This is a genomic window from Pseudomonas cistanchae (assembly GCF_054483635.1).
In genome coordinates this window covers 150,937-166,886 of the sequence record NZ_JBTLWN010000005.1, presented here as the reverse complement: position 1 = coordinate 166,886, position 15,950 = coordinate 150,937, and the positions used below count along the sequence as shown (strand labels likewise).

General features: G+C 59.0%; 12 protein-coding genes. 11 read left to right on the top strand and 1 reads right to left on the bottom strand.

From position 1 onward, the window contains the following. Nucleotides 1–79 precede the first annotated feature (79 nt). From flgL to ACX0MV_RS15100, 11 genes are all read left to right on the top strand, one after another. Entirely contained in the window at nucleotides 80–1,327 is a 1,248-nt protein-coding gene (gene flgL / locus ACX0MV_RS15150; protein WP_458983351.1) for a flagellar hook-associated protein FlgL, read from the top strand. A 135-nt stretch (nucleotides 1,328–1,462) separates the two neighbouring features. Next, on the top strand, nucleotides 1,463–1,924 hold the full coding sequence (gene tagD, locus ACX0MV_RS15145; RefSeq protein ID WP_458983350.1) for a glycerol-3-phosphate cytidylyltransferase: 462 nt from the start codon (nucleotides 1,463–1,465) through the stop codon (nucleotides 1,922–1,924). Nucleotides 1,925–2,004: 80 nt separating this feature from the next. Then, nucleotides 2,005–2,700 carry a class I SAM-dependent methyltransferase gene (locus tag ACX0MV_RS15140; protein WP_458983349.1) on the top strand — a complete coding sequence of 232 codons (696 nt, stop codon included), beginning with the start codon at nucleotides 2,005–2,007 and terminating at the stop codon, nucleotides 2,698–2,700. Continuing rightward, nucleotides 2,685–3,434, top strand: coding sequence for a hypothetical protein (locus tag ACX0MV_RS15135; protein ID WP_458983348.1), 750 nt, complete (start codon nucleotides 2,685–2,687; stop codon nucleotides 3,432–3,434). The genes ACX0MV_RS15140 and ACX0MV_RS15135 overlap by 16 nt, the downstream gene beginning before the upstream one ends. Nucleotides 3,435–3,502: 68 nt before the next feature. Continuing rightward, nucleotides 3,503–4,489, top strand: coding sequence for an FkbM family methyltransferase (locus tag ACX0MV_RS15130; RefSeq protein ID WP_458983347.1), 987 nt, complete (start codon nucleotides 3,503–3,505; stop codon nucleotides 4,487–4,489). A gap of 379 nt (nucleotides 4,490–4,868) precedes the next feature. Next, nucleotides 4,869–6,056 (top strand): CDP-glycerol glycerophosphotransferase family protein, encoded by a 1,188-nt coding sequence (locus ACX0MV_RS15125; RefSeq protein WP_458983346.1) that lies wholly within the window; start codon nucleotides 4,869–4,871, stop codon nucleotides 6,054–6,056. Next, nucleotides 6,046–7,326, top strand: coding sequence for an ATP-grasp domain-containing protein (locus tag ACX0MV_RS15120; protein ID WP_458983345.1), 1,281 nt, complete (start codon nucleotides 6,046–6,048; stop codon nucleotides 7,324–7,326). Before ACX0MV_RS15125 ends, ACX0MV_RS15120 begins: the two co-directional genes overlap by 11 nt. A gap of 41 nt (nucleotides 7,327–7,367) precedes the next feature. Beyond that, nucleotides 7,368–8,879, top strand: coding sequence for a glycosyltransferase (locus tag ACX0MV_RS15115; RefSeq protein ID WP_458983344.1), 1,512 nt, complete (start codon nucleotides 7,368–7,370; stop codon nucleotides 8,877–8,879). Between the two features lie 113 nt (nucleotides 8,880–8,992). After that, nucleotides 8,993–10,111: a DegT/DnrJ/EryC1/StrS family aminotransferase gene (locus ACX0MV_RS15110; RefSeq protein ID WP_458983343.1), complete on the top strand. Its 1,119-nt coding sequence runs from the start codon at nucleotides 8,993–8,995 to the stop codon at nucleotides 10,109–10,111. Between the two features lie 31 nt (nucleotides 10,112–10,142). Further along, a complete protein-coding gene (locus tag ACX0MV_RS15105; protein ID WP_458983342.1) occupies nucleotides 10,143–11,471 on the top strand; it encodes a CDP-glycerol glycerophosphotransferase family protein in 1,329 nt (442 codons plus the stop codon). A 9-nt stretch (nucleotides 11,472–11,480) separates the two neighbouring features. After that, the gene (locus tag ACX0MV_RS15100; RefSeq protein WP_458983341.1) at nucleotides 11,481–14,999 is read left to right on the top strand and encodes a glycosyltransferase; all 3,519 of its coding nucleotides are present in this window, start codon (nucleotides 11,481–11,483) and stop codon (nucleotides 14,997–14,999) included. A gap of 54 nt (nucleotides 15,000–15,053) precedes the next feature. Here ACX0MV_RS15100 and ACX0MV_RS15095 read toward each other — a convergent pair whose 3' ends face one another. After that, a complete protein-coding gene (locus ACX0MV_RS15095) occupies nucleotides 15,054–15,665 on the bottom strand; it encodes a methyltransferase domain-containing protein (RefSeq protein WP_458983340.1) in 612 nt (203 codons plus the stop codon). Nucleotides 15,666–15,950 lie beyond the last annotated feature (285 nt).

Genomic DNA, 15,950 nt, shown 5'->3' with positions numbered 1-15,950 from the left:
TCTCGTGTAAGAGCCAGCGTGCTGGCGAACAGACAGTGGTCGCCGAGCGCACGCCCGGCCACCCAAGAGGTAAGGTTCCATGCGCATTTCGACGATACAGGCATTCAACAACGGGGTTTCCGGCCTGCAGCGTAACTATGCCGAGGTCACCCGCACGCAGGAGCAGATTGCCAGCGGCAATCGCATCCTCACGCCTGCCGATGATCCGGTTGCGTCGGTGCGCCTGTTGCAACTGGAGCAGCAGCAGAACGTCCTCACCCAATACAAGGACAACCTGGCGGCGGCGGACAACAGCCTGAAACAGGAAGAGGCGACCCTGAACTCAGTCAACACTGTGCTGCAGCGGGTGCGTGAGCTGGCGGTGCAGGCTGGCAACGGCAGCTTGAGCGTGCAGGATCGTGACTCGATCGCCGCCGAACTCAGCGAGCGCGAGGAAGAGCTGTTCTCCTTGGTCAACACCCGCAACGCACGCGGTGAGTACCTGTTCTCTGGCTTCCAGGGCAAGACCCAGGCGTTCGTGCGCGACGGCGACGGCAGTTACAGCTACCAGGGCGACGAGGGCCAGCGCAAATTGCAGATCGCCAGCTCGCAGAACGTCGCCATCAGCGACAGCGGCAAGGCGATTTTCCAGAACATCACCAACGCCGGCCGGCTGGACAGCACCCTGGACCTCAGTGCGGCTGTGGGCTCGACCCTGGCTGCCTCGGCGCCGCTGGTGCAGGACGAAGTTGCATTTTCCGGCACGCCGCGATTCCCGGATGCGGGCGTCGAGATCATCTTCGGCAACCCCGACGCAAGCAGCTACGAAGTGTTCGAGATAGGCGCGGTCGCGCCGGCGCCGGTGCTTGCCAGCGGCTCGCTGGACGACGATCCCGATACCCAGGACCAGCTGGTTTTCCGCGGCGTCAGCATCCTGTTCGACGGCGAAGCGGTCGGTGGCGAAAACCTGCAGGTGACCGTCGACCCGACACGGCAAAAGCAGGGCATCCTCGACACCGTTGCCGCATTGCGTCGTGCGCTGGAAGACCCCCTCAGCAGCAACGCGCAGATCCGCGACACGGTCGCCGTCGGCCTGACCAACCTCGATAACGGCATGATCAACGTGGACAGCGTACGCGGCTCGGTCGGCGCGCGGCTCAACGTCATCGAGACCACGCTGACCGACAACGAAGACGTGTCCCTGGTCAACAAGGGCATCCAGGCCGACCTGCGCGAGCTCGACTATCCCGAGGCGCTGTCGCGGCTGTCCTTTCAGTCGATCATCCTGGAAGCGTCGCAGCAGAGTTACGTGAAGATCGCCAGCCTGAATCTGTTCAACAAGATGTGACGTTGGTATCGCGACCATCCAATAGCGGCTATACGTTCTTAATCCTATCGCCGGTTATTTTGCTGCCGGCGGACTTAAAGAGCCTATCAGTTGCCCTGCTTATCTGATCGCGAACTGCAAGCCGGAATTATTCCCATGTCAAAAACCGTCATCACCTATGGCACCTTCGATATGTTTCATATCGGCCATCTCAATCTAATAAAACGGCTACATCAGCTCGGCGGCAAGCTTATTGTCGCCGTCTCCACCGACGAATTTAATGCACAAAAAGGTAAAAGGACCCTGATTCCCTATCAGCAGCGCTATGAAATAGTCGAGGCGCTGAAATACGTCGACCTGGTAATCCCTGAAGTTTCCTGGGAGCAGAAGGTCGAAGATATCGTCAGATATGAAGTTGATATTTTTGCTATAGGCGACGACTGGACAGGAAAATTCGATTTTCTACAAAGTCATTGTGAGGTGCAGTACCTGGCCCGTACGCAAGGTATTTCGTCCTCAGAGCTGAAACTCGCATTAGGCCGTCTGGTTGAGGGGCACGGCAAGGGAGTGCCCAGCGACTTGGACATTCTTGATGGCTTGCGTCGCAGTTTGCCTTGATAGAAATACTCCTGCTCCGCTGCCCTGGTTGATTATGTATAAGTTGATCGTAAGCTCAGAATCACCCAAAGGAATAAATGATGGGATTGGACGTGAGAGAGCTTGGCCCCCGAGACAGGTCCAATAGCAGCGATAAGAACTATAGCTATGAAGGGCGTTGCATGGTGTGCAACGGCAACATGCAATATTTCTTTTCAAAGAACTTCGACAGCTGGGGGCTCACGTCGCTTGATTATGAGAAGTGTGATGACTGTGGTTTCGCTGTCTGCGCAACGCTTCTTCGAATGTCCGATAAGGATTGGGAAACGCTGAACAATCGGTTCCATACCGAGATTTATCAGGGCACCGAAGACCCCTACAACCGAGCAGGGCGCCTGGCGGGTCAAGCTGCCGCCATCGATATCATGTTAGAGCACGGCCTGATCACCCAGGGGCTCCCGCTTCTGGACTGGGGATCAGGCACCGGCGACCTTGCAGCGGAGCTGCTTGAGCGCGAACGACATATGTTTAGTTACGATGAATACATCACCCCTTTGGTTAATCGATTCTCAGGCATCCCGCAGCCAGAGTCGTTTTCGCTGGTGACCGCGGCAGCTGTATTTGAACACTTGAAGGATCGTGCCGAGCTTGATGCCATTGAGCGGTTGGTGGCGCCGCAGGGTGTTCTGGGTGTCCATCTACTTATACCGCGTGAAATTCCAGCAGACCCCAGTTGGATATATTACTGCCTGTGCATTGTGCTTTTCACAATTGGGAAAGCATGCGCCGATTGTTGATGCAGTGGAGTTATGCGGCGTCCGTTTATTGCCATGAAGCCTTGATGTGGTTTTTTTTCAAATCGAAAGATGGTGTCAGGCAGAAAGTAGAACGCATCAATTCAGCAAAAGGGCCCAATTACCTGGTGTACAGCGAGGGCTTTGTCAGTTCGACTGGAGTAGAACTACCCCTCGATGCTTCATATGGCATTGTCAATAAAACTCAAAGGTGTCTATACATCGGGATGCAGGCTCGCCAGCTAGATTCTAACTGGACAGTAGCTACTTTCGACGCAGGTGACCCTCTGCACTTCCTCGATGTGCAGTCGGGGGAGGTGATCAATGCATCGTCGATGCCGTTTGATTGTATTTACAGTGATGCAGTTGCAGAACGCATGACCTCAATTCAATTCGAGCAGTATCTCAAGTCCATTATTGGTTTACTCAAACCGGGCGGCGTTCATCGTATCGCGACATCGGATATCGATAGAATTCTGGATACAGTAAGCAAAGGCACATGGGTTGATTTTCCCTGGGTCAAAAAAGAAGGTGTTACTACAGCCGCTGAATACATCAATGCGGTGTTCAGGAATTGGGGGCATCGTTATCTGTATGATAGTGCAACGTTGATCAAGCGTCTTAGCGAGTGCGGTTACAGAAACAGTGCGCGGACATCTATGCTGTCTGGTTGCTCAGCTTCGTTGTATTGCCTTGATCAAGGAATACATAGGATTTATGTCGAGGCGCAGCGTTAACCAAGAGCGATAGCGATGTCAGTGCTATGCTGGCTCCATAGGTGATAATAAATAAAGTCGAGTATGCCATGGATTTTTTAGCGGATTTGTTGAAGACCAGCGTAACGTTCAATGACGAGGAGTCGGTAAAATTTTCTGCGTTGCAAGAACAATATAAAGATGCGTTCGAGTCCATATCCAGTGGGGTTTATCGTCGTCTGAATGCTGTTCAGCAGCGCAGGTTTATCATGTGGTTTCTGAAACGCTGGGGCAAAATCGATATTGTCGATCCAGCGGAGCGTGACGCCTATTATGATGTGGTAAAACAGTCGTTCGCCGTTCATGGCCAGGAAGACATAAACGGGGTGAGGTACAGCGTCAGACATTACAAGGAGGCGGGATACAACTTTTCCTTGTTGGGTTATGACTGGTTCACTGGCGTTCATGATATTCATTTTGATCAGTACGCAACTGAGAATTTCGACGTCAAAGCCGGTGATGTCATTATTGATGGCGGTGCTTTTATCGGCGACACCGCGGTTCTTTTCAATGAAAAGGCGGGTGGTAACTGCGAAGTTCATGCATTTGAACTTCTTGACGAAAATTTGCTGCTGATGGAACACAACGTAAGAAGCAATGGGATTGCAGATAAGGTCTTTATCAACAAGTTGGCCCTGGCTGACACCAGTGGCGTTGAGATCTCGATTGCGCTGACAAAGCTGCAGGCGTCGATGTCGTTAATGTATCCGGGGGAAGTCAAGGTCAATACGATTACCTTGGATGATTACGTCAAGGAACGCGGTCTGGATCGTATCGATTTTATTAAGTTTGATATAGAGGGGGCAGAAATACCGGCCTTGGAGGGCGCCCGTGAAACAATAGAAAGGTTCCGGCCCCGAATGGCGCTGTGTCTCTATCATAAGTGGGATGATGTGGTCACAATTCCTGCTTTTTTGGATAGCTTGAGCTTTGAATACGAGTATGAGTTCAAATGGGTTCAGCTTAAGCTCGGGACTGAAGGTGTTATTTTATTGACTCCTAAATCAGCGCCAGAACAGAAGAGCAGAATCGTTTGATGCGGAGGAGAGATTTTTGACCAGTGGCGGCCAAACAACATCAGTTACTGTACTTGAGTTAAGTGCATTGGGTAATGGCCTAACCATCGCGTTGGATTTAGGCGACACGGTTAGTCAGGAATGTGTTCTGCATTTAGTTGCCCGCTCAGATAAGCAGCGTGTGTTGCTGCCCTGCGTCAAAGATGAGAACGGCACAAGGGCCGTGTTGGCCGAGATCAGCACGCTCGCCTTCGGAAGATGGGATGTATGGATAACTCCCATAGGTCAGGCAGCCGCCGAGCCCGCTCGGGTGCATGGCGTTGTCGATCTCGCTGCTCCCAAGCATTTTTATCAAGCCACAATCGGCGGGACAGGCGTATCGGCTTACCTGACCGAAAGCGTGAGTTCGCTAGCGCTGTATGTTGATGCCGCCGAGGTACATGCCGGCGTAACCGCATCGGAGAACGCTAGGTTTGGCTTCTCGCGCTATTTGCAGGAATTACCCCTTATTGAAAATCTGGTGCTGTTCGAAAGCTTTCTCGGCAAGAGCTATTCGGGCAACCCGCGCTATATCTATGAGGCGCTGCTCACGCTCAGGCCGGACCTGCGCTGCGTCTGGGCGTACAGCGGGCGGCAGACGATCCCGGGCAACCCGCAGATCATTCAGCGCGGTTCACCCGAGTATTTCAGGCTGCTGGCCCAGGCCAAATACCGGGTCAACAATGTGCTGTTCGCCGGGCACGGCAAGAAGGCGGAAACGGTCTACCTGCAGACCTGGCATGGCACGCCGCTGAAAAGGCTGTCGTTCGACATCGAAGTGAGTGGGCCGGAAGTCAACGCCCGCGACAATTTCTACCGTGAGTCCCGTGCCTGGAGCGTCCTGCTGAGCGAGAACGCCTATTCGACCGAGGTGTTTCAACGGGCCTTCCGTTATGCCGGGCCGATCCTCGAATTGGGCTACCCGCTGACCGATCCGCTGCTGCAGCCGCAAGACCAGCCGGCGCTGTGCGAACGGCTTGGCTTGCCAGCCGGCATGCGCTTCATTCTCTACGCGCCGACCTGGCGCGATCACAAGGCCATTGGCGCCTGGCAGCACGAGTTCGATCTGCAGCTCGACCTGCAGGCCTTCGCCGCGTCGCTCGCCCCCGATCAGGTGTTGCTGATCAAGGCCCATCACCTGGTGTCGCAGGCGCTGGATGCGGCCAGCTTGCCGAGCAACGTGATCGACATGTCGCACCTCGACGATATCAACGAGCTGTGCATGATCGCCGACGTGCTGATCACCGATTACTCTTCGGTGTTCTTCGATTTTGCCGTCACCGGCAAACCGATTTTGTTCTACTGCTATGACCTGGCGCTGTACGCCTCGCAGATCCGCGGTTTCTACCTGGACGTCGACACCGATCTGCCAGGGCCGGTGGCGCAAACCACCGAGCAGCTGATCGCGCTGTTGCAGGACGTGCAGGGCGTGGCGCAGCGTTATGCATCGCGGTACACCGGGTTTCGCCAGCGCTTCTGTGCGCTGAACGATGGCCAGGTGACACGGCGAGTCATTCAGGCGGTGTTTGGGGGCGGCATTGGCAATTAAGGTATTGGTGTTTCCCTGCGGGTCGGAGATCGGCCTGGAGATCCATGCGGCGCTGAAGTACAGCAAAGCGGTGGAGGTGTATGGGGTCGCGTCGGTTTCCGACCACGGCGAGTTCGTCTACGCCCGCTACCGGCAGATCGACGCGCACGTGGATTCGGCGGATTTCATCGCGCAACTGAACGGCCTGATCGCCGAGTGGGACATCGATATCGTCGTGCCGGCCCACGACAGCGTGATCCTCAAACTGGCGCAGTGCCGCGAGCAGTTGCAGGCCGTGGCGGCGGTGCCGGCACTGGAAGGCGCCAGCATCTGCCGCAACAAGAACGCCACCTACGCGCACCTTGCCCATTTCGATTTCATTCCCGCGAGCATTCATGGCCTGGCTGAGGCCTACCCGATCTTCGCCAAGCCGGCGGTCGGGCAGGGCTCCCAGGGTGCGGAGATCATCCGTGACCCGGCGCGCCATCAGCAGTTGCTCGAGTGCGGGGTGGAATTCGTGTTCTCCGAATACCTGCCCGGCGCCGAGTACACCGTGGATTGCATCTCGGATGGTGCAGGGCAATTGCTGCGGGCCTCGCCGCGCGAGCGCACGCGGGTCAAGTCGGGCATCAGCGTGCGCACCCAGCCGGTGCCGCTGGAAGCCGATGTCGAGGCGATGGCAACGGCCATTGCGCAGACGTTCCAGTTCAAGGGCGCCTGGTTCTTCCAGGTCAAGCGTGACCGTCAGGGCCGCGCCAAGCTGCTTGAGGTCGCGCCGAGAATCGCCGGCTCCATGGGCCTGTCGCGCAACCTGGGCATCAACTATCCGTTGCTCAGCGTGTATGCCTACCTGGGCCTGGCGTTTTCCGTGCTGGCGCAGGATTACCCGATCCAGATGGACCGCGCGCTGAAGAACTGCTTCAAGATCGGCCTGGAATACGACCGCGTGTACCTCGACCTGGACGACACCCTGGTGATCAACGGCCAGGTCAATTCGCTGTTGATGGCGCTGCTGTATCAGTGGATGGGCAGAGGTGTGTCCGTGGTCCTGATTACCCGCCATGCCCATTGCCCGCGGGAAACCCTCGCCAAGTACCGGATCAGCCCCGAGCTGTTCTGCGAAATCATCCATATCGTCGATGGCTCGCCAAAGAGCCGGGTCATCGAGAAACGCGCGGGCTCGCTGTTTATCGACGACTCTTTCCGCGAGCGTCTGGATGTCAGCCAGGTCGTCGGCATCCCGGTGTTCGACCTGGACGCCGTCGAACAACTACTCGACTGGCGCGCCTGAGCCCGCCGCCGCAACCGCCCGCGGGCCGCTGGAGATGCGCGATGCAACCGCTGCTTTCAATCGTTGTGCTGGTCTACAACACCGCCGAATACTTGCCGGCCTGTTTCGATTCGTTGTTGGGGCAGCGCTACCGCAATATCGAAATCATTGCGGTCGACGATGCCAGCACCGACAACAGCTTGGAGATTTGCCGGGCTTACGAGGCCAGGCACGCCAACTTCCGCTGCCTGAGCAAAACCAACGAGGGCGGTGCGGTATCCGGTAACTTGGGGGTGTCCCTCGCACGTGGCGAATACGTGGCGCTGGTCGATTCGGACGACCTGGTCACGCCGGATGGCTATCGCCTGCTGATGGACGAGGCGCTGGCCACCGATGCCGACATCGTCATCGGGCGTGCGGCACGCCTGACCGAGGGTGTGGTGTCGGCCGTATCCTTTCTCTACGAGCCGTTTGTCTGGAGTCGGCGCCAGGTGATTGGCAGTGTCAGCGAATTTCCTGACCTGATTCACGATGGCTTCTACTGGAACAAGGTGTTCCGCCTGGCCTTTCTGCGCGAGCACAACCTGGGCATGGTGCCGGGCCTGCTGTATGCCGACCGGCCCTTCATGCACCGCGCGTATTTCCTCAGCCGAAAGACCGCAATCATCACCGACCTGGTTTACCTCTGGCGTACTCGTGCCGCGGGTTCACAGACCTCGATTACCCAGAACACCGCGGTGGCGTCGAACTTCAATGACCGCATGCGCTCGGTGGCGATCGAATGGAATGATTTCGACGGCGTCGAGGGCGGCGACTGGTATCGCCGTCTTATCGCCATCACCAACCTGCAACGCGCCCTGCACGTGGTTCAGGCGATCGTTGGCTCGCCGTCGTTTCGCCAGGTGTTCGTTGCCGGGATGCAGCGGCTGCTTACCCTGTATGGCGACCTGGATTATCGGGCGCTGGGTGCTCGCCGTTCGCTGTATCTCGAATTGCTGAAGCGAAACGAGATCGAGGGGTTGTGCTACCTGCTGGCACTGCCGGTGGACGGCAAGACCGTAGAAGTGGACGGCGACTGTTACTGGAGCCAGCCATTCCTCGACAACCACGAGCTGGCCATTGCGCGGGACGTGGCGCGAATCGACTTCCCGACCATCGGTTTTTTCCGTTTGTGTGCATTGTCATTGTCCGGCTCGAAACTTTCGCTGGAACTGACGCTGCACGACGCCATCATGGCCCGCTGCACGGTGGGCTTCGAGTTGCAGGGCGTCTACGGCGAAAGCTCGCTGCCCCTGCAACCGCTGGGGCGGCAGCGCGAACATGTGTATGGCTTTGCCCTCGATCTTGCGCTGGTCGGCGAACAACTGAACGGGCTGCATGGCCTGATCCTCAACTATCGCAGCGGCGACATCAGCGGCCGCTACCGCATTGGTGGCAGCCTTTTGACGGCCTCTGTCCTGGCAGCTTTGCCGATGTCGTCCGATACTGGAGCGCAGCTGCTCTACTCGCTGGAGGCCGGCGGAATCGCTGTGCTAGCCGGCCAGCACGCCATGAGCGACGACGCGAGCGAATAGGTACGCTGCTTGCAAAGAAGCACCAGGGGCGGTTTTATTTGCCTCTCGCGCCGTTTTTCTGGCGCCGTGCTGTTTGCTGCAGCCGATTCATTTAATAGCGCCGGGTGTCTCCAATGAAAAACAAGATCATTCCTGTCACCAGCCCCTTGCTGCCTCCACTTGAGGAATTCATCCCTTATCTGGAGAAAATCTGGAGCAGCCGCATTCTCACCAACGGCGGCAGCATGCACCAGGCGTTGGAAAAGGCGCTGTGCGAGTACCTCGGCGTCGAGCACATCGCCCTGTTTGCCAACGGCACCCTGGCGCTGGTGACCGCGTTGCAGGCACTGCGCATCACCGGTGAAGTGATCACCACACCTTATTCGTTCGTCGCCACCGCCCACTCGTTGTTGTGGAACGGCATCAAGCCGGTGTTCGCCGATATCGACCCGGTCACCCTGAACCTCGATCCCGCCAAGATCGAGGCTGCCATTACCCCGCAAACCACCGCGATCATGCCTGTGCACTGCTATGGCAACCCGTGCGACGTGGAAGAAATCGCGCGCATCGCCGACAACTACAACCTGCGCGTCATCTACGATGCGGCCCATGCCTTCGCCGTGGGCGATGAAGGCGGTAGCGTGCTGCGCCATGGCGATCTCAGCGTGCTCAGCTTCCACGCCACCAAGGTGTTCAACACCTTCGAGGGCGGCGCCATCATCTGCCCTGACGCAAAGACCAAGCAGCGCATCAATCACTTGAAGAACTTCGGTTTCGTCGATGAGGTCACCGTGGTGGCGCCGGGAATCAACGGCAAGATGAGCGAGGTCAATGCGGCCTTCGGCTTGCTACAGCTCAACTACATCGATCAGGCATTCGCCCGGCGCCGGGAAATCGATCAGCTGTACCGCGAGTTGCTGGGCGCGCTTCCCGGTCTGCGCTGCGTTGCGCCAGTGCCGCGGACCCAGGCGAACAACGCCTATTTCCCGGTGCTGGTCGAAGATGGCTTTGCCCTGAACCGCAATCAGCTGTTCCAGCTGCTGCGCGACAAGGGGATCATGGTGCGGCGCTATTTCTTCCCGCTGATCAGCGAATTTCCGATGTACCGCGGTTTACCTTCGGCTGCGCCCGGCAACCTGCCCGTGGCGAGTGCGACGGCGCAGCGCGTGTTGTGCCTGCCGATTTACCCGGACTTGTCGCTGGACGACGTGCAGGCGATTTGCGACCTGATCATCGCGGCGAGTGCGTCGTGATCAGCGCCGCCAACCAGATAATGCTGCACCTGTGCGCCGTTCAACTGTTGCCCACCGCGAGTGTCGCGCCTTGAGGTCGGTCTGGCATGCGCACGTTGTATCGCGTCGGCTGGCCGAGTGGCTGCTGCTGCCGTTGTGGTGGCTGTTCGATCAGGTGCTGCCCAAGCGCCACGACCACTGGGGCTTTTTTATCCACCCGCTGAAAGGCGATCAGTTCATCGAGAACTCACGGGCGGTGTTCGAGCAGGTGAAGGGCGACCCGTCGATTCGCAAGCTGATCTTCACCCGTGGCGAACCCGGCATCGACCTGCGTCTTGAAGCGACGAGCAATACCCACCTGGTGGATTTGCAAAGCCTGGCCGGACTGCTCGCTCTGGCCCGCTGCGGGGTTTATCTGCTGACCAACTCGATTGCCCTGGATATGTCCTGGCGTTGGAGGCATGGCGGCTTCTCGCTGCTCAGGGCCAACCTGACCCGGCGTATCGTCATCAACCTGTGGCATGGCATTCCGTTGAAGCGCCTGTTCGTGCTGGCGAATCCGGCCTTGCAGAAGAGTGCCGACCGCACCGGCTTTCGCCGGGTGGAGCGCGCCTATTATCAGGGGTTGGTGTGCTCGTCCGACGTCGACAGCTACGCCATGGCCGCGATTTTCCACCCCATCGCCTATTCCCGGTTATGGCTGACCGGGTTGCCCCGTAACGATTTCTTGCGCATGGCCTACCCGGATCTACCCGCATTTCTGCGTGATGAGGTCGATGCGGTAAGGCGTTGCAAGGGCGAACGCCGCCTCGTTACCTACGCGCCAACGTTCCGTGAAAGCGACGTGGAAGCTGCCCAGTGCTATCAGTTCAGCGACGCCGAAATCCAGCAGCTGCGCGCGCTGATGAGCAAGCACAACGCGATATTCGGTTTTCGCATGCACTATTTCCGCAAAGGCGAGCAGCTGTTCAACATGGAGCGCTTCATCGACGGCGAAACCATCATCGACCTCGGCCACAAGGTGATCCACGAGATCGCGCCCGTGCTGCGCGAGTCCGATCTGGTGGTGACCGACTACTCCTCGGTGTACATCGATGCGCTCTATATCGACAAGCCGGTATTCAGCTTCGCCTACGACCTTGAGCACTACCAGGCGCAACAGAACGGGCTGCTGTACGACATCGACCTGGCGTTTCCCGGGCCGGTGGTGAAGGGCTTTGCCGACCTGCTGGCCGCACTCGACAGCGAACTGAGCCTTCCGGAGCAGGTTCGCAGCCGCCACTACCAACTGACGAAAAAATTCTTTTTCAATTTTCACGACGACCAGAATTCCGCGCGGGTGGTCGGTCGCCTGAAATCGCTAATCGCCAAGGGGCACTAGGTGGCTGAGATGACTAACAACAACGACAGGCCGCTGGTCAGTGTCGCCATGCCCGCCTACAAGGCGGTTTATCTGCAGGAAGCGCTCGACAGCCTGCTGCGCCAGACCTACCGGCCGCTGGAGTTGGTGATCTGCGATGATTCGCGCACGGATGAAGTGGAAACGCTGGTCAACGCCTTTCGCGCAGTGGCGGATTTCCCGGTGCTGTACCAGCGCAACGAGACGCGTCTATGGGAGGTACGCAGCACCACTCGCTGTGTCACGCTGGCGTCAGGCAGTTACATCAAGTTTCTGCACGATGATGATCGCCTGCATCCGGAGTGCATCGAGTCGTTGCTGGCGGTGATGGAAGCGGACCCATCCGTTGCATTGGTCAGCTCGCGCCGACGACTGATCGACGAAGAGGGCAACCCGCTGCCCGACATCCTGGCCACGGTATTTCCGTTCCGCGAAGACGTGTTGATCGATGGTCCGGGGCTTAGCAGCTTTCTAGCCGATTACACCGTCAACTTTATCGGCGAGCCCAGTACAGTCATGTGCCGGCGTTCCGATCTGCTGGAGTTCGGCGAGCAAATGGCGGTGCTCAATGGCGTACGGATCACCTGGGTAGCTGACCTTGCGCTTTACGTGAAGCTGCTGCAGCGCGGTCATCTGGGCATGCTTGCCAAACCGCTGACTGATTTTCGCGTGTCCCGCGAGCAATTCAGCCAATTGGGTCGAGATACGCCAGGCATCGGCGAAAAGGCTCATGCGGACTTCCGCCAAGCGATCCGCGACCTGGGCTGGTACCGCAATGAAGGCAACCGCTTCGTCGACGTTGCGCCCATTACCCGGCTCAAGGCGCGGGTGTTCAAACCGATGGATATTCTCGGGGCGATCTACAAAGCCGCCGGGCAGAGCGGCGTTTCCCTGAAGGATTGGCTGGCGGCGCGGCAGCTGACGCCGGTGCAACAGCGATTGGTCGAGCAGCGGCTGGCAGAGCACGACGGCGGGCCGCGGATCGCAGTGATGGTGCTGGACCAGCAGGGCGATGGCGCTGCGGTCGAACGGACGCTTGTCAGCCTTACACAGAATGATCTTCATGGCTCGCTTGAAGTGCGACTGCTTTCCATCACGGCCGCCACTCCGGCAACCGACTCTATCGAAGTAATCTCATTGGAGCAGGGGCGTCAGGTTGCCGCCATCAACGCCGCGCTTCGCAAGGTCGAGGCCGACTGGGTACTGCTGGTGGAGGCGGGAGCGGAGTTCACCCCCAACGGGTTGCGAATCGTGGCGCTGGAGCTGATCGGCGCTTCTGGCTGCCAGGTGGTCTACGCCGATGAGATCCTGCTCGGCGCGGACGGTGAGCGGGGGATGGCGCTACGGCCCGATTTCAACCTCGACCTGCTGCTCAGCTTTCCCGCCGGTATGGCCCGCCACTGGCTATTTCGCCGCGACCTGCTGCTTGAGCAGGGCGGGTTCGAGGCCGAGTTCGAGCAGGCCTTTGAACTCGCCTACGTGCTGCGTCTGATTGAGCAATATGGCCTCGGCGGCCTCGGGCATATCAGCGAACCGCTGCTGACTGCCAATCTTGGGCTTTTGCAGGACAACCCCGAGGAGCGCGCGGTGATCGAACGCCACCTGCGCAGCCGCGGTTATGAGCAGCCGCAGGCCATCAGCAGCGCGCCAGGCTGCTATCAGCTTGACTATGGGCACGCGCAGCAGGCACAGGTGAGCATCCTAATCGTCGTCAAGGACCAACTGGCCCGGGTGCAGCGCTGCCTGGAAAGCCTGCTGGAAAACACCGCCTATCCCCATTACGAAGTGCTACTGCTGGCCCAGGGGCCGCAGCAGGCGGATACCGACGCCTGGCTGGCCGCGGTCGAGGCGGTGGGTGAAGGTCGCATTCGCGTGCTGCGCTTCGAGGACGTCGGCAACGAGACCATCTGCAACCAAGCGGTGGCCGAGGCCCGTGGCGACATGCTGTTGTGGCTGAGCGCCGGGGCGGGGCTGTTCGACCCACTGTGGCTGCAGCAACTGCTCAATCACGCGATGCGACCGGAGGTCGGGGCGGTCGGCGGTCTGTTGATGAGCGCCGATGGTCGAGTTCGCCACGCCGGTTTGCTGCTTGGTCTGCAAGGGCCAGCAGGCCGGGCGTTCGAAGGCTTGTCGTTCGATGCCGGCGGCTATATGCAGCGCCTGCAGGTCGAGCAGAATTATTCGGCGCTCAGCGGCGAATGCCTGATGCTGCGGCGCGAGCTGTTCATCGAGCTGGGCGGTTTCGATGAGGACCGGCAACTGGCGCGCTGGGCAGATGTCGACCTCTGCCTCAAGGCCCGCCAGGCCGGCTACCTGAACGTATGGACGCCCAGAGCGAAAGTGCTGATGGACGCCCAGGCTCTGCCCGCGCCTAGCCCCGCCCAGGAAGATGCGATGTACGCCAAGTGGCTGCCGATTCTGGCCCGTGACCCTGCCTATAACCCAGGGTTTTCACTGCAGGCCGAGCAAGGCTTCAAACTGGCCGACCCGCAATTGTCGTGGCGGCCCTTGCAGGCCTGGCGGCCGCTGCCCACCGTGCTTGCACACCCGGCCGACCTGTTCGGCTGCGGCAACTACCGGGTCATTCAGCCGTTCATGGCAATGAAGGATGCGGGGCTCGTCGACGGCGTATTGTCCAGCGGTCTGATGCATGTGGCCGATCTGGAGCGGTTCGAACCCGACACGATCGTGCTGCAACGCCAGATCGGCGAAGCACGGCTCGAAGCGATGCGGCGCATGCGCGCGTTTTCCGCCGCATTCAAGGTCTATGAGCTGGACGATTACCTGCCAAACCTGCCGTTGAAGAATGTGCATCGTCAGCACATGCCCAAGGACATTCTCAAGTCGCTGCGGCGCGGGTTGGCGTTTGTCGATCGCTTCGTGGTTTCGACCCAGCCGCTGGCCGAGGCGTTTGCCGGGCTGCACCCGGACATCCGGGTCGTCGAAAACCGTCTGCCGGCCACCTGGTGGAAGGGGCTACAGGCCAAGCGTCAGAGCGGACCGCGGCCGCGGGTGGGCTGGGCAGGGGGCTCCAGCCATACCGGCGATCTGGAGTTGATTGCCGATGTGGTTCAGGAACTGGCCAATGAGGTGGACTGGGTGTTCTTCGGCATGTGCCCTGAGAGCATTCGTCCGTTCGTCAAGGAGGTTCATGCAGGTGTCGATATTGGCCTGTACCCCCAGGCTCTCGCGGCGCTGAACCTGGATCTTGCATTGGCGCCGGTGGAGCAGAACCTGTTCAACGAGTGCAAAAGCAACCTGCGCCTTTTGGAATACGGCGCCTGCGGTTTTCCGGTGATCTGCAGCGACGTGCGCTGCTATCAGGATGGCTTGCCGGTTACGCGCGTGAAGAACCGCTTCCGCGATTGGGTCGAGGCGATCCGCATGCACATCGCCGATCTCGACGCCTGTGCCAAGGCCGGCGACCAGTTGCGCGACACCGTATTGCGTGACTGGATGCTTGACGGCAAGAACCTGAAAAACTGGCGTGCGGCCTGGTTGCCGGATTAAGCGTTTCATCTTCTGCAGGCCCGCGGCCTGGAGCCGTGGGCGTATAGCACCAGACTAGCAGGGGCGCGGCTCGGGGTTGTCGAGGCGCAGGCCGCGGCTTTCTATCTCGAGCACGAAACGGTATTCGATGTATTCGGGGTGCTCGTTCCACCAGCTTCCCGCCGTGACTTCCTTGATGGAAAACCCCGCGCGGTGGAACAGCATCAGCCAGTTTTCCATCGGCACGCAGCTGAAGTGCGAGTAGAACCACACCCATTCCTTGGAATGCTGCGGCACGATGACCACCAGCACGCCGTCGTCCTTGAGCGTGCGGTTGTATTGCCAGAGCTGGTAAAGCGGGTTCAGCGAGTGCTCGAGGGTATGGCGGGTGCTGATGAAGTCCAGGCTGCGCGGCTGGAAGTGCTCGGCGAATTCGGACATGTCAGCGGCGATAAAGCGGGTGATGGTCTTGTCCGCGGGCGGGAAGTAATCGAAGTAGGTGATGTCGCAGCCTTGTTCGAGGGCTTTCTTAACCAGGTAGCTGGTGCCGCCCACATCGACCCCGGTACCGGCCGGCAACCGGCGCAGAATCCAGTCGCAGGACAGCTCCTTAGATTTGGTCCACTTGTAGCCGAAATCCTTGAACTGACCCTGCAGCTCGGACATGAACTCCGCATAGATTCCCATGTATGGCCCTCTTGATAGCCGGTTGGCGTCACCTGGACGAGGTGCGCGATTCGATCGCGCTGCGGCTGGCCTTGAACGAGCATCTGCGCAGCACGGCTTGCCGAGAATAGCACGCCCTCAGGCGCCGCTTCGGCCGTGCAATGGCTGATACACAAGCCTCGTCAACGCATTATCGGCGCTCCTAAAGCTACAGACGCAGCGGCCGATAGCGTGGTCAGGTGCAAGGGAATACGCCGAAAGCGAGATGGTTCCGAAGCCTGTCAAGGCAAAAGAAAAAAATTTCGA

Coding starts and splice junctions, on each gene's coding strand:
- flgL (WP_458983351.1), top strand. CDS start 80: ATGCGCATTTCGACGATACAGGCATTCAACAACGGGGTTTCCGGCCTG.
- tagD (WP_458983350.1), top strand. CDS start 1,463: ATGTCAAAAACCGTCATCACCTATGGCACCTTCGATATGTTTCATATC.
- ACX0MV_RS15140 (WP_458983349.1), top strand. CDS start 2,005: ATGGGATTGGACGTGAGAGAGCTTGGCCCCCGAGACAGGTCCAATAGC.
- ACX0MV_RS15135 (WP_458983348.1), top strand. CDS start 2,685: ATGCGCCGATTGTTGATGCAGTGGAGTTATGCGGCGTCCGTTTATTGC.
- ACX0MV_RS15130 (WP_458983347.1), top strand. CDS start 3,503: ATGGATTTTTTAGCGGATTTGTTGAAGACCAGCGTAACGTTCAATGAC.
- ACX0MV_RS15115 (WP_458983344.1), top strand. CDS start 7,368: ATGCAACCGCTGCTTTCAATCGTTGTGCTGGTCTACAACACCGCCGAA.
- ACX0MV_RS15110 (WP_458983343.1), top strand. CDS start 8,993: ATGAAAAACAAGATCATTCCTGTCACCAGCCCCTTGCTGCCTCCACTT.
- ACX0MV_RS15100 (WP_458983341.1), top strand. CDS start 11,481: ATGACTAACAACAACGACAGGCCGCTGGTCAGTGTCGCCATGCCCGCC.
- ACX0MV_RS15095 (WP_458983340.1), bottom strand. CDS start 15,665: ATGGGAATCTATGCGGAGTTCATGTCCGAGCTGCAGGGTCAGTTCAAG.